Below are 19,060 nucleotides of genomic sequence, written 5' to 3' on the forward strand. Positions count from 1 at the left end.
ATTGATGAAGGATAAGGACTCATTTAGACTCAGATGATGGACATGTTACTCATCTTCAAGATCTACCTCTTCTATGGCTTAGCTTTCTTCGCCATCTTTTTTGCCATTCTTTTTAGAGATTTACGCAAAAGCCGTATCGCTATCGCTTCTGCATTACCTATTCTTGCCATGTTCGGTTTCATCCATGGCTTTCACGAATGGTCTGAACTTTATCTAGTTATGTATGAGCATGAGTTCGCGCTTACCAAGGGGATAGAGACTTTTAAGGTATTCAAACTCTGGTTCTCATTTATTGCGCTTGGCGCTTTCGCATGGAAAATGCTGGATCTGACGGGTTGGAAGTACGTAAAAGCCATCAAATATGGCGCACTCACCGTCCTTACCTTATTTGTTATCAGCTTAATTGTTCGGTTCGGAAGTAATGAATACGCGATTTACATTCACAACACAGCAAACCAAGTTCGTTGGATATTCGGCTTAGGATCTGGTGCGATATCAGGTATAGCCATGATGAGTTATGCCAACATCCTCGAGAAAGAAGGACACGGTGCGTCTTTACCATTCCAGTTAACAGGCCTCTCGTTATTTGCATATGGAATCTGTGCAGGCGTACTTACCTCAGATTTGGGACTGTGGGTTTTAGTGGTTCGCACGATCTGTGCGATCTGCATCCTTTGTACATTGTGGATTGCTCTCAGAGTTTTTGACGATGAAAAGAACAAGCAACTAGAAAGTAATATTCAGCAGTCACAACAAGACGCAAAATTAAAAGAACTCGGTGAGCTAACATCTGCGGTCGCTCACGAGATCAAAACCCCGCTCTCAAGTGCAACGATGAGTTGCGATTTGTTGGAAAAACACTTACCAGACAACGAGGCAAGTCATCGCCACCTAACACGAATTCGCCAAGGTCTTGAACGAGCCGCAGAGATCAGCCATGAAGTCCTAAATTACGCTCATCATAAACCCATAAAGCGTAAAGCAGTTTGTCTCAATACTGTACTGAAGAATGCACTGTCACTGAATCAGTACCGCTTAGAAGGCTTCCTAGTGAGTCAGTCACTAGACGAATCTTTACAGGTATTGGGCGATGAGGGGCAGTTAGAAGAAGTGGTGACCAACATTATCGGCAACGCTATCGATGCCAGCCAAGAACATAAACAACTGTATATTGAAACCTATCAAGATAAGCTAGTCGCGATACTCTCGATCTCAGATTGGGGGACAGGTCTGCCACAAGATAAGATCGCTAAAGCAAAAACCCCTTTCTACACAACCAAGCCACGTGGCGAAGGCACTGGCATGGGATTGGCTATCAGTAATCAAATTATCTTACAACACGGCGGCGAGCTACACTTGAGGAACTCGAAAAAGAGTGATCATATTACAGGCTTAACGGTAGAAATCCGCTTACCAAGGAATATTGAATGACATTAAAACTCTTACTTGCAGAAGATGATGTAGAATTGCGAGAAGTCCTCGTAGAGGCACTAACCTTGGAGTCTTTTGACGTCATCGCATGCGACAATGCAGAAGATGCACTGGATATCGCATCCGAGCAATATTTTGATTTAGCATTGTTTGATGTTGTCATGACTGGGATGACAGGTATTGAGGCCTTATCGACCTTAAGACGTTTACACCCTAATATAGGAATCATCATCACGACAGCATTTGCAACCGTTGATGTTGCTGTCGATGCCATGAAGAAAGGCGCGGATGAATTTCTTACTAAACCATTCAACCTTGCTGCATTGTCCGTCACGCTAAAACGAGTACATGCAGAACGCTCTCCGAAATCCCCACTTGATGAACGTAAACATGATCAAATCTTCAGTGCTCTCTCAAACCCAATTCGACGCTCGGTGATTAAACAACTCAAAATCCACCGAAAGATGAAGTTTATGGATCTATGCCGAGTCGTGGGCATAGAAGATCATACCAAGTTCAACTTCCACCTCAAACAACTCGTTATTAGTGGGTTGGTGATCAAAGAAGATGGTCGAATTTACTCGCTCACGGAACAGGGGCAGCAAGTCCATTCCAGTATGCTTTAATGCGCCAATTCAAAACGATAAAGCCGACAATATGTCGGCTTTCTAATTTCACATGTATTACTTGTCGGGGCTGTATATTTTACTTCGCTTATTTTTGTTCAATTGAACGAATGACTTTACACGGATTGCCAGCAGCAACCACATTTGGTGGCACATCTTTTGTCACCACACTTCCCGCACCAATTACAGAATTTTCACCGATCGTTACGCCAGGGCACACGATAACACCACCGCCCAGCCATACGTTGTCACCAATCGTAATTGGCGTACCAAACTCAACACCTTCTTCGACACGACCTTTCACATCCAAAGGGTGGCCTGCTGTGTATATTTGTACATTGGGTGCAAATAACACATTGTCACCAATATGTACTTCTGCGACGTCTAAAACAACACAGTTGAAGTTCGCGTAAAAGTTTCTTCCTAACTTGATGTTAGAACCATAATCACATCGGAATGGCGGCTCTAAGAATGCACCTTCACCGTCTGGAATAAGTGTATCAATTGCGCTACGCCATTCGTCCGTATCTGGGATGCTGTTATTGAGTTTTTGTAGCATTTTTCTGCACTCAATACGTGCCTGGTAAAGCTCCTTATCCCAAGCATCATATGGCTCACCAGCCAGCATCTTTTGTTTTTCTGTCTTCATCGAACACGCCATCTCACCAAAATAAAAACGAATCAAAACACATCACAACACCGCAAAATGTGACCCGTCTAATGAATTATTTATTTACGCAATTTACGTTGGTACAATGACGTTAATTCAAACAAAAACCATCCATTAATCTTCTCGAAATGCACGATTCATACTTTCAGTTAATGGTTTAACAAGATAACTCAATGGCGTCCTAGGCTCTGAGAGAATCAACACTTCAGCATTCATACCTGACGTTAACCTATGCTTGGTCACATCCTCTTGAGAAAGTGCAATACGAGCAAGATAGAAGTCGTCTTCATTTTGTTCAGACAACTTATCCGCAGAAATCGTCAAGACGGTTCCATCTAAAGGTGCAAGTGTTCTAGCATTCAATGCTGTCAAACGGATCTGAGCATGCTGTCCTGGCGTAATTAAATCGATATCTTGCGGACTGACTCTCGCTTCCACCAGCAACTTATCGTCCTGAGGTACAAGCTCTAATAAGGTCTCTCCAGATCCAATGACGCCCTTTTCGGTAAAGACTTGCATATTAACCACTCTCCCTGAAATAGGGGCAACAATAGCGGTGCGCGCAACCACATCTTTCGCTGATCGATATTCTTCTCGAATCGTTACCATCTCGGTTTTGGTGTTTCTTAGCTCCTCAACAATCTCATTAAGTCGCTCTAGCCTAAGTTCTTCTATCTTGGCTTGATTCTCATCCAATCGCTTACTGACCGTCAGTGATTGCCTATCTAATTGGCTTAGTGTGCTTCTCACCTCTGCTGCCAAGCGCTTTAACTGCAACAAAGCCGATTTTCCAGAAAAGCCTTTCTGCACCAAAGCTTGGTTACTTGTGATTTCTTCCTCGATAAACTTGAGTCTTTCTCTTTCAATAACTTTGGTCTGCTTTAAGTTTTCAAGCTCTAGGTTCGCCCCCGAAATACTTTGATTTATGATACTTAATTTACTGTCGAAAAATCGCTTTCTGGCTTCAAAAATTTTGTTTTGAACTGACTTTGCCTCGGTCACGACATCGGTGCTTTGTATCGTTTCAAGATCTTGAGACCAATTGATATCAGGCAGTTCATCTAACTCTGCATTCAAACGATTTTCTTTTGCTAAGGTGTGAATGTATTGACCACCGAGCGCATCCAATTTGGCGGTTGCTTGACGTTCAGACAACTGTATTAGTAACTGGCCTTTTTCCACAAGATCACCTTCTTGTACATACAGCTTATCGATAATTCCGCCTTCTAAATGCTGAATTTCTTGCCGTTTGCTCAAGACAGAAAGGTCGCCATAAGCTATGGCTGCGCTCTCCAATTTTGCTGTCGCCGCCCAATAACCCAACCCGCCCAAAAATAAAGTCAGCGTTAAAATAGCAAGAAAGATTGGCCCTTTTAAATGAAGCTCTGCATCTGGTTTGAAGCGAAAGACTTTTTCGGAAGCCATTTCATTAACGGTTGGCAGTTGATTGCTCATTTCGCACCCTCGGTATGTCTGTTTTTTCTTCTCCCATCAAACGCTTCAGCACTTCGTCTTTTGCTCCATAAAGCTTAATTCGGCCTTCCGCTAAATAGAGTAGACGATCCATTTGTCTCAACGTGCTCGGGTTGTGAGCAATAACAATGACGGTTGAACCTTGTGATTTCAAATGCGCAATCAAGCGTTGGTAAGCGGCTTCACCTTCGCCATCCAAGTTTGCATTCGCTTCATCAAATACCACAACGGATGGCTCTCCATATGCAGCCCTAGCTAATGCGATACGTTGTCGTTCACCGCCTGAAAGCCCACGCCCGTTCTCACCAATCACAAAATCATATCCCTTGTTCTTTTTCAGAATCAATTCGTGGCAACCTGCAAGCTGAGCAGCTTGAATAACTTTTGCAGGATCTTCATCTTTAAAACGTGCAATATTATCTCGAATCGTACCAGGGAAGAGTTCAACCTCTTGTGCTAAATAACCAAAGTGGGCACCGCGATCTTCTGAGGCCCAAGTCGAGACCTCCATCCCATCTAACGTTACCTTGCCGGCTAACGGCTTGATGTTACCCAGTAAAAGCCTAGCAAAAGTCGATTTCCCTGTACCTGAAGGGCCAATAACACCAACAGATACACCAGGAGGAATAGATAAACTAATACCTGATAAAACAGGTTCACTCGCTCCGGGGTGGCGATAAGCCATTCCTGTCAACTCAAAGTGCCCTTTTGGCCTTGGTAAAGGCATATCAGATTCTTCTTGCGTAACCACTCGATCAATCTCAAATAAACGCTGATAAGCATTTCTTGCTGACATGGCGCTTCGCCAAGTACCGATAGCTTGCTCCATCGGAGACAGCGCCCTGCTCATTAATATTGAACTGGCTATCATGGCACCCGCGGTGATTTCGTGTTGGATAACCAATAATGCTCCACTACCCAGCAAGCAAATTTGTAACGCACCGCGAACGAATTTGGAAAAGTTGGCCAAGTAAATCGACTTACCTGTAACTCGCTGTTCCAATCGATTCGATTCATTAACGTTTGAATACCACTTTTCTAAAAACGCATTCATCATCCCCATCGCCATAATTGAGTTCGCATTTTGGGTAGCGATCTCGGCATGATTTATATGCGATATAGCCCGAACTTCACTCTCTTGCATCGTCTTTCTGGTCACTAATTCATTGACCACTCCTAAGCTAAAGAGCACAACAGAACCGCCCAGAGCAATATGTCCCAACATAGGATGGAGCAAATACACGAAGAGAATAAAGACTGGAGTCCAAGGGGCGTCAAGCAAAGGATAAGGGGCCTGGCTACTTAGAAAGCTTTTGATGTTTTGGATATCTCTTAATACTTGTGACGTGTAGCTTTTCCCTGAATGAGCTTGATATTGAATACTTCGTTTCAGCATAAATACCGAAAGTTTCGCATCCATCCAATACCCAAATGTCTTGCTCATTTGAGCTCGAGCAATGTCAATCAGAGACATCGTCAATAAAGCCGCAATGACAATAACCGTCAGAAGGAGCAGTGTATCAATGGAATAAGAAGAGATGACTCGGTTGTACACTTGTAACATGTACAACGGAATAGATAGGACTAATAAGTTTATAAATAGACTAAAACCAATCAGCAAGCCTGTGAGCGTGCATAGTTTTTGTCTGACTTCTTTGAAAACCGTTTTTTGCACGATTACTACCACATATTTGCAAGCGTAGGCGCTAGAAATACTAGCGCCTAAAATAGACTCAATTCTAAATAATGAACAAGTCGCTACCGTATGAGTTGATGTCTTCTTGTGTAACACCAATAAGTTTAACGGTGAGATCGACGCCGTCTGTAAAGACAGCATTACCTTTCACATCATAGGTAAAAGTAAGATCAGAATATGACGTTACAGAATCACTGATGATGTGAAGGGAGTCCTCACCAATGGTAAAATCAACCACTTTTGCCTCGCCGTGACCACCAAACTTGTCCGTAAAGACGAACTTGTCTGCACCGCTACCACCAATAACAACGTTGTCACCAGAACCAGCAACCAAAACATCATCACCGACGCCACCGTTTAGCTTGTTATCTCCCAATAAACCGAGCAATAAATCACTACCTGTACCGCCACCAAGGTAGTCGTTGCCTGTACCAGCCATTAGAATATCGTCACCAGCACCACCGGTTAGACGGTCATTACCAGCGCCGCCTACAACGAAATCGTCACCACCGCCACCAACGAATGAATCGTTGCCACCAAAGCCGACGAAGATGTCATTGCCGCCATCAAAATCAGCGACTTGGTTATTTTCACCCGAATCACCGAAATATGTGTCATTTGTGCTCATTTTATGTCCCTCTTGGCTTTATATTTGAATAGACCTTCACGTCTGGATTAACTTCCTTCAGACATGAGAAGTCTAATAAACATAAACATAGGAACAAGTTTGAATATGGATTGATATTTCAAACTATCAATATTTTTAACACTACAAAAAGTGGTACTTTTAGATATAAACAACATCTAAAACAAAAAGTTAAAAGTAGTACTAAAGGTTTCTCTTCGCCCAACTTGTCGCTTGGGTGCGGTTTTTAACCTCAATTTTTCTGAATATGTTGTAAAGGTGAGATTTAATCGTATGCTCACTAATAAACAGTGAATCTGCTATTTCCATATTAGAACCACCGTCTTTCAACATCTGAAGAACTTGTACCTCTCTTCGAGTAAGTTCAACTTCTATCGCTGGCTCAATAACATAGTTTGACTCCTTACCTTTGTAATAAGTCAAAAGTTGTTCAAGTAGTCGTCTTGATAGCCAATTATCACCATCAATAATCGCTTTAAGTCCTTGACAAAGTTTCGCCATCGAATCGCTTGGACCGAATATACCTTTAACATGTGGCCATGACGCTAATTCTTCTGTATCAAGCTCATGCCCTAGGTTTAACATAATTGTTCCTAGCACTTTTTCATTATCTTTCAGATAAACCAAAGTATCAGATGGTGTTTCTACAGAGAAATCAACTAACAGGAAATACTCTTCAGGAATCAATTCGTGGTAGCTTGGATTTTTACTATCGATGATGGTTATTTTGGTTTCTGTATTTTTAGAAAGCATCTCCTTAAAATTTTCACTCTGCAGACTTTGTTGAGTGATCATTAGGATCTCGGGCCTTTCCTTATACTGTTCCATAATGTTTCTCATACTTTCACTAACTTAATATTCTGAATTTAATAGTTATTGCTGAGCACCTAAACTCATATCTAAGTGCTAGACGATAGAGTAGAGTTATTTGATACTTTTTTAAATTGCAATTTGGTTAAAATCATAAACAAAAAAAGTGTTTCTCATAAAAGAAACACTCCTTACATATTAAAAATGAATGATAGATCTACATCGCAATTTAGAAGAAATAAACGCTAACTTAGCTGAATTTATACTGCTATTGATAAACCAGACATATTTTCTTTAGCCCAAATTAATGCTTGAACTCTATTTTTCACGTCAATCTTCTTAAAAATATTGTGGAGATGGGTTTTCACAGTATTTTCACTCACAAATAGTTGCTCAGCAATCTGTTGATTCGAAGCCCCCATTGATAAGAAGGTAATAATTTGCTGTTCTCTTTTCGTCAAAATTGCGGACATGCTCTTATTAACTGGTCTGCTGTGTCGACGTAAGTGCGTAATATACTGTTGTGAAAACTTACGGCTAAACCACATATCGCCCTGTAAAACTTTGCCAATTCCAACTTGAAGATTATTAATATCATCCGATGTATAAAAAATTCCGGCAAGATTCTGCCAAACGAACAGCTCTTCTGTTGAAATGGTTTTATCGCAATTGATCAGCACTTCAATCGTGTCTTTTAGCTCAGTTTTCTTGAATTCTACATAACGAGCAAAGATTTCATCTGAAACCACACTGTAATCGATTAAGGTTGCCGAAGCTGAGCCGTGGCAATTTAAGGGCTCACTGAGCTTCTCTGGGGTAATCAAAACAACGTTAATACTGAGTTTGGTTTCGAGAACATCTTTAAGCAAAGACGACTGCAAACTGTCCTCAGTAATTAATATGACGTTCCTTGTACTTTTACACTCCATCTCTTTTGCAGCCCTTTAGTTATTTTGATTTAAATAAGCAATAGATTTAGATAGAGCAGCAGTATTGTCAAGTATGAAAAAAAGTAGTAACAAAGAATAACTTATTGATTAAAAGCTAGTTAAAGAAGGTGAGTTAATGGGTAGGTATGAAAAAGGGAGTTCGTAAACTCCCCCTTTATTAGTGCACTGGTGTTGAATTTTTCTGATTGAACTTACCAAAGTATTGCTCAAGAACCTCTGGCGTCAGCTTTCCTTCAGCTTCTAGCTTCTTCAGTTCAGCAGCGATTTGCTTTTGCTCTTCTAAAGAAGGAAGCTTTACTTCCGGCTCTTGAGCAGCTTCTTGTGAAATCTGTTCTAGTTCTTTTTCGAAGTCATTCATAGTACTTACCTAAATATATAGTCGTTAAACTTGTAAATTAGGCCTATTCTATCCAACTCTAGAGTTTGAAGCTACCAACCATCTTATCCAAACGAGAGGATAGCTCTTGTAGGTCTTGGCTTGCACTTGCCAACTCTTCAGCTGTAGCCGTGGTCATTTCATTAATCGCATTGATTTCTTCAATGTTCTGATTGATGGTATGTACAACCGTTGACTGTTCTTCGGTTGCCGTCGCTACTTGTGTGTTTCGGTCAGAGATATCGGCAATACGCTCAGAGATGTTCATTAACACTTCAACCGCTTCATCAGTTGAGGCAACGCCTTCGAATGTTACCGCTTTACCCGCTTCCATTGCAGTCACTGCATCTTGAGCGTCACTTTGAAGCTGGTTGATCATCTTCTGAATCTCTTCGGTAGAGACAGCAGTGCGTGAAGCAAGGTTTCGAACCTCGTCAGCGACGACAGCAAAACCACGACCTTGCTCCCCTGCTCGCGCAGCTTCAATTGCCGCATTCAGCGCAAGTAAATTGGTTTGCTCAGAGATATCACGAATCACATCCAAAATAGATCCAATGTCCTTGGTAGTGGTTGCTAGTTGCGTCACTACCATGCTGGTCGTTTCAACGTCATCGGCAAGGCGACTGATCACTTCTTTCGCTTGAGTAACCACTTGGCGACCTGTCTGTGTGTTATCAGATGCTTGGTTTGCTGTATCCGCAGCGGTTGCAGCGTTAGAGGCAATCTCACTGATGGTCGCACCCATCTGGTTAATCGCCGTTACCACTTGAATTGTTTGGTCACGCTGCTCTTGGCTATTATCGTGCGTTGATGTGGCTTTGCTGGATACACTGTCTGCAGCTTGGCTTAATTCGCCGCTGGTTAACGACACTTCTTTCATAGTCGCGTGAATCTTTTCAATAAAGCCATTAAAGCCTTTTGATAGCTGAGCAATCTCGTCGTTACCTTTGATTTCGATACGCTGAGCCAAATCGCCTTCCCCTTCACCAAGGTCAGTGAATCGGTCTGCAATTTGGCGAATTGGGTTAGTAATGCTGTTTGCCAGCAAAATACCCATTGCGATGAAGATTAGCGCCACGATTGCTGTCGTAAACAACATTTTCTCTGCTGTTGCATCAAGGTCAGCAAATACCTCATTCACTGGCACGACACCAACCACAAACCAATCCATTGATGGCACATACAGGCTAGATACAAACATATCTTGGCCTTCAAATTCGGTAGTAACGAGATTGAAATGACCTTTGTTAAGCAGCTGAGAAGCGTCTCTTCCAAACAGTTGGCCAATTGAGGTTTTATTTTTGCCTTGCTGGCGATGGATCTGGATGTCACCTTTACTATTCGTTAGGAAAACATAGCCTGATTTCTCAATCTTGAAGCCATTCAGGAGCGACACCATATCATCCATCGATTTTGACAAACCAGACATCGAGATGCCATTCACATCTTGATAATTAGCAAACATTTTCACGTCACCATTGGACTCTTGGAACACGCTCACTGACGTGTCTTGGCCCGAAGAGGTGAACCCAAAAAACCACCCATCCTGTGAGCGATTAAGTTGACGTAGAAAGCCGTTCTGGTTCCAGTAGTATGCGGTTTGGCGGTTTGCTACAGACGCATCGTTTAACTCATATTGAGATTTCACATTATTGAGTTGCTGAACGAGTTGCGCTTCAACTATGGGGTTACGGTCGGTCGTAGATAGGGCTTCAACCACAAATTCGTTGGTTGCTAACTGTTTTGCCGCTTGTTGCATTTGGACAACTTCACGGTCAATTTCGGTATTGATTTGCTGCAACATCGCAGGCAATTCAATGTCAATCAAACGGTGACTAAGCACCTCTCGGGCGTGGCGCTGCGCCATAACACCGACAATAATAGTCGAGGCTAAAACCGCAAAAGTAATACCGAGTACCACCTTTTGTTTGATACTCAGAGAAGTAAGTTTCAACATATTTGGACCTTTAAAAGAATCACTCGTTATCTGCATTCTGAACAGGGTAAACTTGGTGCATGAGTATTTGCTATGCACGGCTCGGAATCTATATCGGCCCAGTCCTACAAAACTAGAGAAAAATCTCACAAAAATCTGCAAAAATGATGTAACAGAAACGCTTTCTTCTTTAACGAATCTTTTCTAATCTAATCTGCCAATCCCTGTGCAATAAACGCGTTTAACCTATCTTGATTGATGATGTCTATTCGTCGATAGCCAATTTGAATAATGCCCTCTTTAGACAGACATTGCAGAGAACGGCTTAGTGTCTGACGAGTACATCGAGATAAATGGGCGAGTTTGTTTTGGGTATATAAGATAGGACTTGGCTCTCCATGGGGTGCGTTTAATCGACTCACCAAATACAATAACTTTGCCACCCGGTATTCATTCTTTAAAAGGACAGATTCGGTTGTCCACTCCATAAGTAATCGGAAACGGAAACTGATTTCGTGAATCGCAATCTGATATAAAACAGGATAACGCGAGGCGATCTCTCTCATTTTCTTGACTGGTATAGCAATGATCACAGCGTCAGAAGACGAATAGAAATCATGGTTGGTGGGTTCATTCTCAAAACAACCTACCCATGTCAACCAACTGCCCGGCCCCAGTATCGCAATGCAAGCTTCGTCACCACCTTCACTGCAACTCGCTAACTCAATATGACCGGATATAACAAGCCGCATTGTGTCAACGGATTTATGAGCTGAATGTAGCAACGTCGGCATCTTATAAGTCTCAATTTTTGCCGACAAAATCATTTCTTCAATCGCACTTTTCTCTAAGCGTTGAAGCGTTGGGTCTTTATTTAAGATCTGACAAAGCAAAGCATCTTGTTCCAACTGACCAAGTGGAAACTCAACATGAGAATGTAAGTTTTTAGACATTGTTCTCATCCTATCTTCGATATGTTGTTAATTAATTGTTACGAAAGACTAACAATTATCCGATAAGAAAAGCCAGTAAAAGCAACAAGGCTGTGAGAAGAGGATTCAATAATGCTAATGCCATGCTTAAAAACACACAAAAGATTACTCAGTCACGTCTCGATATTAGGCGTTCTATTAACCTGCGCGACATGGAGTACTGCATCTGTCGCCGATGATCATTTTGAGGGAATTCCAGGAGAAAGAACGTGCTTTTTTCGCTACGGGCCGGTCTCAGCCGATCCATACATCAACGTTGCCTACCCTGATGCTGCCGTAAAATATTGGGGGTCTGCTTTCACCGTTCCAGAAGGTGCAACACTGACATTAGAAGGCCAATTTCCCCACTCCCGCTATATGTCATTAATCAGCTACGACGATCGAGGAAGACCAGTTCAATCCTTACCTGACTATATGATTAAACCGAGCCAAAGCAGCGTAAATCCCTTTAGAAACGGGAGTCAACGAGACAGTGTATTTAGAAGCTATCAAGTTAGAATTCTCGATTCGGAGCCAACAAAAGACTACACCGCAGGCCAAACTCGTGAAGGTGTTGAATCTGATGAACTGCACACACCAAAGTCATCCGCCAATCAGCAAGTACTGATTTATCGTATCTATGCAAAAGATGAAAACAGTGATGGCACCGCAAACGCTGCTCTGCCAGAGCCCGTCGTAACACTTGCGTCAGGTAAAGAGCTAAGAGGCCCAGAAGCGTGCGACGCCCTGAACAGCTCTCAACCATTAGCAGCGAAGTTGAACGCTTTAGGGATACCAGTAGAAAAGTACCGAAAACTGGTGACTCAGCCCAACAAACCTGCCGGTTTCCCTGCTACGAATCCAGCGACTTGGCACATCCAGTTAGATCGCCAAAGTTTGCTAGGAATTTATACAGGAAACATAAACCCAGAGGCAAGGCGTAGTTCTGGTGGCTTTTATCCTAATCTAGACAACAACTATATTCGAACTGTCGTCAACCGCAAACATGGTCCGGTGTTTGTGCTACGCGCTAAAGCCCCTATCACTCCTAAAACTTTCCACGGTGAAAAAACCATGGGCAACGGTGAACTTCGCTATTGGTCCGTTTGTTCCAACAAAGGATTTGCCGTTACCAAAGTCAATGACTGCCTTTATGATGAACGAATTCCTGTCGACAAAGACGGTTACTATACCATTGCCGTAAGTCGCAAATCAGACAGACCTCGCAATGCTTTTACTCAATGTGGTATTGGTTGGCTGCCAATGGCCGATGATGGCGATGGCATTATCGATAAAGACGCGTCAATCGTTCAAATTCGCCACATGCTTGCCTCTCCGACATTTTCTCACGCCATACAAAATATTCAGCAGGACAAAGATATAGCCCCTGTGATGAGAGAGTTTTACCCGAGAACCTTCTATACCACCACAAACAACTTCGAACTCATGTTCCCATGTAACGAAGACTAACCCCAAGCTCTCATTAAGAATGGCAGGTTCTATCCTGCCATTGATTCACATTTATTCTTATCCAGAGGTCGCTATGTTATTAAAACTCGTGCTGTTTCTGTTGTTAATACTCTTAATTACTAGTGTTTACGCATCACCTACAACCCCTAAAACGATCGAAGATCTCGACGATCCTACCGCTCTTAGCTCATTTATAGGTTTACGAACTGGCACCAATGGATATGGAGCAATTGGACAAATCGGGTTTAATAGCCCCGACAGTGTGTTGGGACACAACAGTTTTCTTCAATTCAAGGACGATTTTGAAACCGTGCATTTACGTCATTTCTCTATCTACAAACCTAGTGGTAGTGGGTTATTTCTTGACGCCCAACGCAATAATACGGGCTCTATTGCGGTCAATCGCGCTTCACTCGGGGCCATACAGATTATTCCCGTTTTAGAGAATTTGAGAGTGAATCCAGCATTTCTGTACGGTGAAACTTGGACAGAAAATGAAGCGGCAAAAAACTCTGTGTTCCCAAACACATCAATCTTGACCTTATATACGTTTATACGCTGGCAAGTCACTAGCGATTGGTTCGTTAACTTAGTGCCTCAATATACCTATAGTATAAAAGGGCGAAAGATCCGTTTGTTTGAACTTGTCACACAGGTCGGGCACAACATCACCAAAGATTCGAGTGTGGCGATGAATACGGATGAAGATGACAACTTTTGGCTCACGCTAAAACATGCCTTTTGAGAACATAGATAACAAAATATGCGTTGCTGATTGATAGTTTCTCGCCAACAGCTTGTAAACCATAGCAAGATCCCAATATTGGAAAGATAAATTACACGGGCGTACTGGAACTTTTCCCTACGAATGAGTGACCAATACACAAAATAAGAATCAAATGGATACCCAGAGAGTCCACAAAATGCACAAAACGAACTTCGAAACGCTTCAAAGCTATTTAGAGTCCCAGATCATTGGTCAACATGATCTGGTAAAACAGTTACTGATCGCTCTACTTGCCGATGGGCACATCTTGGTTGAAGGTCCTCCAGGTCTTGCAAAAACACGAGCTGTAAAATCCCTGTCTGATTGTGTCGAGGGCGATTTCCACCGCATTCAATTTACGCCCGACCTACTGCCTGCCGACTTAACGGGTACAGATATATTCCGTCCTGAAACGGGCGAATTTACCTTTCAGTCTGGTCCGATTTTCAATTCTTTGATCCTTGCCGATGAAATCAACCGTGCGCCGGCCAAAGTTCAAGCTGCAATGCTCGAAGCCATGGCAGAAAAGCAAGTAACGGCTGGCCGCAACACGTATGCGCTACCCGAACTTTTCTTGGTAATGGCGACGCAAAACCCGATAGAACAAGAAGGAACTTATCCGCTGCCAGAAGCGCAGCTCGACCGTTTCTTGTTGCACCTTGATGTGAATTATCCAGATGCGGAACACGAGTTGGCTATCTTGCGCATCAACCGTGGTGAGGCAAAAGGCGAAGCGACGATTGAACGTCCAAGCTTGAGCCAAGAAGACATCTTCACCGCACGCAAAGAAGTGCTCAACATTCACATGGCAGACGCGATTGAGCAATACATCGTTCGTCTTGTGATGGCGACTCGACAGCCAAGCGATTACGACTCAGAGCTTGCGAAATGGCTATCTATGGGTGTAAGCCCGCGTGCAACGATCGCCCTTGACCGTTGTGCTCGTGCTCATGCGTGGCTAGCCGGTCGCGATTTTGTCTCACCAGAAGATGTTCAAGCCATGGCTTATCCTGTGCTACGTCACCGCTTACTTCTGAGCTACCACGCTCAGGCAGAAGGCATTACAGCAAATCAGGTTATCGACAAGCTTCTTAATCTTGTAGGTAGCGCATAACGTAGGTAGGTGACATGTCTGCATTAGATGTATTGCCACCTCATGCGAATGGGGTGACATTAACCCTTGAAGAACTGCTTCAATACCGGACGCAATCCGTTCGTTGGCTACCACCAGCACAGAGTATTTGGTCGCAAATGAGTGGTAACCATACCAGCCGTCAAAAAGGTCGTGGCATGGACTTTATGGAAGTGCGCCAATACCAAGCGGGTGATGATATTCGCAGCATCGATTGGCGAGTCACGGCTCGAACGGGAAAAGCTCATACCAAGTTGTTTGCTGAAGACAAAGAACAAGCGGTGATCTTGTACATCGACTTGAGCCCTAGCATGTACTTTGGTTCGCAATATGTATTGAAGTCGGTTCAAATGGCGCACTTCGCTAGCGTCTTGATTTGGCTGACATTAGCCAAGAAAGACCGCATCGGCGCGGTGATAGATGATGGTTCGCAGTGTATTGAGTTCCGCCCTTCTTCTCTTCAAAAGCAAGGGCTAAGAATTCTTGACGCGATAGTGAATACTCACAATCAATTGCTTACGAATCAACACGCTGACAGCACACGTACGCTGCCATACATGAGCGCCATTGAAACGCTGCACAACCTGACGCCGAAAGGCAGTGAGCTCATTCTATTGAGCGACTTTGCTCAAGTGGAAGAGAAAGAGTTGCTTCAACTGCGTCGACTAAAGCAACACAACAGCGTTCGCGCAGTCCAGTTCTATGACCCTTTAGAGCGAGGTGAAACCAACTTTCGAGGTCAAGCGAAAGCGTCTGACGGTCATCGAAGTCAATGGTTCAACTTTGGTTCAAAAGGACAACGAAAGGCATTGGAATCATACTTCGATAAGCATCAGCAAGCCATCAAACAACAATGCCACTCGATGGCGATTCCATTTAATAGTCTGTCTAGTGGGTTTCCCCTGATTCAGCAATTAAGCTAACCACAGTAACAACATATAAAACATTCAAGCAGTAGTAATAATGACAACGAATAACCAAAGCCTAAACCTTGAACCTTTAATCCTACCGAATGCACCAGATTGGTTCCCACTTGCTTGGGGATGGTGGGCTGTTCTGGGCGGGATAATTCTTTCCATCGTAATTGTCGTGTTGTACTTAAGATGGCGTTCAAAACGTCTTGTCGCTAAAAAGACCGCTTTGAAATTGTTGACCAACCCGCTCACACCACATACTCCGTCTTCTGCATTAGAGGTTCTCCGCCAAGCGGCTTTGAGTTACTTCCCTCGGGAAGAGATCGCACCATTAACAGGCTCTGCTTGGTATGAGTTTCTTGATAGCTACACCAAAGAAACTCGATTCGTAGACAAACAACAACAGTGGCAAGCCGCGCTTTACCAAAAATCTGGTCAAGAACAGCATCAAGATTTGATTGATGATTGTGCTTTCTGGATTGACAGCGCTTTGCCTCCGAAGAAAAAGGCAAAAACTCGTGACTGAGGCAAATCTCGTATCGAGCCTCTCTCAATGGTTTAACATTGAGTTGGTCTGGTGGTGGGCTCTTCTTTTGCTGCCCCTACCTTGGCTGATTTATAAGTTCTTCCCTGAAGAGACTCAGCAAGCTGAAATCAAACTGGCCTACCTGCCTGACAACAAACACAGCACCAAGCCAAAACAGTTAGCCCAGAAGGCACTGTCTATTGCTATCTGGGCTTTATTGGTTATCGCTTGTGCTCGTCCGGTTTGGTATGGCGACCCGGTTGAGTTCCAACCGAAGTACCGTGACATGATGCTAGTCGTCGATTTGTCAGGCTCAATGCAAAAAGAAGACATGAACGACAATGGCGAGTACATTGACCGTCTCACAGCAGTGAAGAAAGTCCTGTCTGAATTTGTTCAAAAGCGCGACGGGGACCGTTTGGGCGTCGTTCTGTTTGGCGATCATGCTTACCTACAAACACCGCTAACGGCGGACCGTAAAACCGTGATGCAACAAATCAATCAAACTGTGATTGGCTTGGTTGGACAACGCACAGCGATTGGTGATGGAATCGGCTTAGGTACCAAAACCTTTGTTGATAGCGACGCACCACAACGTGTGATGATTTTACTTAGTGATGGCAGCAATACAGCAGGCGTATTAGATCCACTTGAAGCCGCAGACATTGCGAAAAAATACAATGCCACTATCTACACTGTTGGGGTGGGCGCGGGCGAGATGATGGTGAAAGACTTCTTCATGTCTCGTAAAGTGAACACCGCTTCTGACCTCGATGAGCAAACACTTACTAAGATTGCCGAAATGACAGGTGGCCAGTATTTCCGTGCCCGTGATGCGCAAGAACTTGAAAAAATCTACGACACAATTAACCAGTTAGAACCCGTCTCTAGCGACACTCAGACTTGGCGACCTCAATCTGAATGGTTCCCTTACCCACTGAGCGCAGCACTCGTTCTTTCCGTGTTTCTGTTTGTTCTAAGGAGAAAACATGGCTGAGTTTATATTCTTATATCCATATTGGCTGTTGGGTTTGCTCGTCATTCCTATCGTCTTAGCCCTAAATAGCCAGTACAAAACCAAGAAGTCGTCCTTGATAGCGCCGCACTTGGCAAAAATGCTCGGTCATTCCATCAAGACCAAACATTACTTTGCTATCTGGGGACTCGCTTGGGCGACCGCCTGCATCGCTTTGGCAGGGCCGAGCTGGCAATCGAATACTCGCCCAAGTTTCGAACTGAGCCAGAACCGAGTATTAGTCTTGGATATGTCACGCTCTATGTACGCAACGGACGTGAAGCCAAATCGACTATCGCAAACACGCTATAAAGCGTTAGATTTATTACCGAAGTGGAGAGAAGGTTCGACAGGTTTAGTCGCTTACGCAGGTGACGCCTATACCTTAAGCCCACTCACAACCGATTCGAGTACACTTGCTGGCATTATTGAGAATCTATCGCCAGAATTGATGCCTTACCAAGGTTCGAATTTACCATCCGCGATAGAAACCGCTCTTGGTCAATTTACACAAGCCGGTGTCAATCAAGGTGACATCGTTGTGTTGGCAGATGATTTGGATGACTCCGAACTATCACGTTCACTAGCGTTGTTAAATGGTAAAGATGTCAGAGTGTCAGTGCTTGCTATCGGAACATCAAATGGTGCACCAATTGCTCTTCCGGATGGTTCTTTGATGAAGAACCGACAAGGCAATACGGTTGTGGCGAAAACGAATCTGAAAAATTTACAGACGCTGGCGAAGCAAACTGGCGGATTATTCGTTCCGATTCAACATAATAACCGTGATGTAGAGAACATTGCCGCGTTTACCAATAATGCTGGTAACAACCTTGCCGCGAAACAAAGCGAGGATGTAAAAACAGATTCGCGCTTAAATAGCGGTTTCTGGTTGCTTCCACTGCTATTGATTCCTGCTGTCCTTCTCTTTCGTAGAGGTATGGTTTGGGTGCTGGTTGCGACCGTACTACCAATGACTTGGACACCAAAAGCAGAAGCGAGCGCGTTCCTAAATCAAAACCAGCAAGGCGAGCAGCTTTATCAACAAGGTGAGTACGAAAAGGCACAAAACACCTTTACCGACCCAAACTGGAAAGGTGCTGCCAGCTATCAAGCCGGTGATTATGAAAGTGCCATTGAGGCTTTCTCAAACAACTCGACTTTAGATGGACGTTATAACCTCGCCAATGCACTTGCTCAAAACGGTCAACTTGATGATGCAGCAAACCTCTACAAACAATTGGTAGAGGAGAAGCCCGATTTTGAGGCGGCGAAAAAGAACCTGTCGGTTGTAGAGGAGAAACTGAAGCAACAGCAGCAACAGCAGCAACAAAAGTCTCAGAATGATGCTAAACAAGAGCAAGGACAACAGTCACAAAACAAGCAAGACACTGAAAATAAAAAAGAAAAAGAGAAAGCCGAGCAACAAAGAGTAAAACAAAAAGAAGAGACACAAGGCGAGCAACAAGGGGAACCAATGCAAGCTCAAGCTCAAGCTCAGGCAGAAAAAACGCATCAGGACGATCCTGAGTTCCGCCGTTTAGAAGCGGTAGAAAGTGCGCGTGACCCAAGCTTTTTGATTCGAGCACAAATGCAGTTGCAAGCTCAACAAAAACGACCTCCACAACAAACAAATAAGGAATGGTAACTCC

The 19,060-nt window shown here is 43.6% G+C and carries 18 protein-coding genes; 9 read left to right on the top strand and 9 right to left on the bottom strand.

Going from position 1 to position 19,060, the window contains the following annotated elements; genetic code table 11:
- Positions 1–36 precede the first annotated feature (36 nt).
- Entirely contained in the window at positions 37–1,431 is a 1,395-nt protein-coding gene (locus tag BCT11_RS09490) for a HAMP domain-containing sensor histidine kinase (RefSeq protein ID WP_042605875.1), read from the top strand.
- The gene (locus tag BCT11_RS09495; protein WP_038870366.1) at positions 1,428–2,057 is read left to right on the top strand and encodes a response regulator; all 630 of its coding nucleotides are present in this window, start codon (positions 1,428–1,430) and stop codon (positions 2,055–2,057) included. The genes BCT11_RS09490 and BCT11_RS09495 overlap by 4 nt, the downstream gene beginning before the upstream one ends.
- A gap of 88 nt (positions 2,058–2,145) precedes the next feature.
- Here the strand turns inward: BCT11_RS09495 and BCT11_RS09500 are convergent, their stop codons facing one another.
- From BCT11_RS09500 to BCT11_RS09540, 9 genes are all read right to left on the bottom strand, one after another.
- Complete coding sequence (locus BCT11_RS09500) at positions 2,146–2,706, bottom strand: sugar O-acetyltransferase (protein WP_042605876.1); 561 nt, start codon at positions 2,704–2,706, stop codon at positions 2,146–2,148.
- A gap of 135 nt (positions 2,707–2,841) precedes the next feature.
- The gene (locus BCT11_RS09505; protein WP_038870363.1) at positions 2,842–4,182 is read right to left on the bottom strand and encodes an HlyD family type I secretion periplasmic adaptor subunit; all 1,341 of its coding nucleotides are present in this window, start codon (positions 4,180–4,182) and stop codon (positions 2,842–2,844) included.
- A complete protein-coding gene (locus BCT11_RS09510) occupies positions 4,157–5,875 on the bottom strand; it encodes a type I secretion system permease/ATPase (protein ID WP_198593934.1) in 1,719 nt (572 codons plus the stop codon). The genes BCT11_RS09505 and BCT11_RS09510 overlap by 26 nt, the downstream gene beginning before the upstream one ends.
- Positions 5,876–5,939: 64 nt before the next feature.
- Positions 5,940–6,524: a calcium-binding protein gene (locus tag BCT11_RS09515; RefSeq protein ID WP_102388215.1), complete on the bottom strand. Its 585-nt coding sequence runs from the start codon at positions 6,522–6,524 to the stop codon at positions 5,940–5,942.
- Positions 6,525–6,725: 201 nt separating this feature from the next.
- Positions 6,726–7,382 carry a LuxR C-terminal-related transcriptional regulator gene (locus tag BCT11_RS09520; protein ID WP_038870359.1) on the bottom strand — a complete coding sequence of 219 codons (657 nt, stop codon included), beginning with the start codon at positions 7,380–7,382 and terminating at the stop codon, positions 6,726–6,728.
- 230 nt (positions 7,383–7,612) lie between these two features.
- The gene (locus BCT11_RS09525) at positions 7,613–8,281 is read right to left on the bottom strand and encodes a LuxR C-terminal-related transcriptional regulator (RefSeq protein WP_038870357.1); all 669 of its coding nucleotides are present in this window, start codon (positions 8,279–8,281) and stop codon (positions 7,613–7,615) included.
- 178 nt (positions 8,282–8,459) lie between these two features.
- On the bottom strand, positions 8,460–8,660 hold the full coding sequence (locus BCT11_RS09530; RefSeq protein WP_038870355.1) for a restriction endonuclease subunit S: 201 nt from the start codon (positions 8,658–8,660) through the stop codon (positions 8,460–8,462).
- A gap of 58 nt (positions 8,661–8,718) precedes the next feature.
- Entirely contained in the window at positions 8,719–10,635 is a 1,917-nt protein-coding gene (locus tag BCT11_RS09535; protein ID WP_102388216.1) for a methyl-accepting chemotaxis protein, read from the bottom strand.
- Positions 10,636–10,823: 188 nt separating this feature from the next.
- Positions 10,824–11,567 carry a Crp/Fnr family transcriptional regulator gene (locus tag BCT11_RS09540; protein WP_080774284.1) on the bottom strand — a complete coding sequence of 248 codons (744 nt, stop codon included), beginning with the start codon at positions 11,565–11,567 and terminating at the stop codon, positions 10,824–10,826.
- Positions 11,568–11,678: 111 nt separating this feature from the next.
- Here BCT11_RS09540 and BCT11_RS09545 point away from each other — a divergent pair, with 111 nt between their 5' ends.
- From BCT11_RS09545 to BCT11_RS09575, 7 genes are all read left to right on the top strand, one after another.
- Positions 11,679–13,055 carry a hypothetical protein gene (locus BCT11_RS09545; protein ID WP_042605879.1) on the top strand — a complete coding sequence of 459 codons (1,377 nt, stop codon included), beginning with the start codon at positions 11,679–11,681 and terminating at the stop codon, positions 13,053–13,055.
- A gap of 73 nt (positions 13,056–13,128) precedes the next feature.
- The gene (locus tag BCT11_RS09550) at positions 13,129–13,800 is read left to right on the top strand and encodes a hypothetical protein (protein ID WP_042605887.1); all 672 of its coding nucleotides are present in this window, start codon (positions 13,129–13,131) and stop codon (positions 13,798–13,800) included.
- Positions 13,801–13,978: 178 nt separating this feature from the next.
- Complete coding sequence (locus tag BCT11_RS09555; protein ID WP_061034454.1) at positions 13,979–14,935, top strand: MoxR family ATPase; 957 nt, start codon at positions 13,979–13,981, stop codon at positions 14,933–14,935.
- A gap of 14 nt (positions 14,936–14,949) precedes the next feature.
- Positions 14,950–15,876, top strand: coding sequence for a DUF58 domain-containing protein (locus BCT11_RS09560; protein ID WP_102388217.1), 927 nt, complete (start codon positions 14,950–14,952; stop codon positions 15,874–15,876).
- Positions 15,877–15,916: 40 nt separating this feature from the next.
- Positions 15,917–16,393: a DUF4381 domain-containing protein gene (locus tag BCT11_RS09565; protein WP_038881008.1), complete on the top strand. Its 477-nt coding sequence runs from the start codon at positions 15,917–15,919 to the stop codon at positions 16,391–16,393.
- Positions 16,386–17,390 carry a VWA domain-containing protein gene (locus BCT11_RS09570; RefSeq protein ID WP_042605882.1) on the top strand — a complete coding sequence of 335 codons (1,005 nt, stop codon included), beginning with the start codon at positions 16,386–16,388 and terminating at the stop codon, positions 17,388–17,390. The genes BCT11_RS09565 and BCT11_RS09570 overlap by 8 nt, the downstream gene beginning before the upstream one ends.
- On the top strand, positions 17,383–19,056 hold the full coding sequence (locus BCT11_RS09575) for a VWA domain-containing protein (protein ID WP_102388218.1): 1,674 nt from the start codon (positions 17,383–17,385) through the stop codon (positions 19,054–19,056). Before BCT11_RS09570 ends, BCT11_RS09575 begins: the two co-directional genes overlap by 8 nt.
- Positions 19,057–19,060 lie beyond the last annotated feature (4 nt).

The organism is Vibrio sp. 10N.222.52.B12 (assembly GCF_002875385.1).
Lineage (GTDB): Bacteria > Pseudomonadota > Gammaproteobacteria > Enterobacterales > Vibrionaceae > Vibrio > Vibrio jasicida.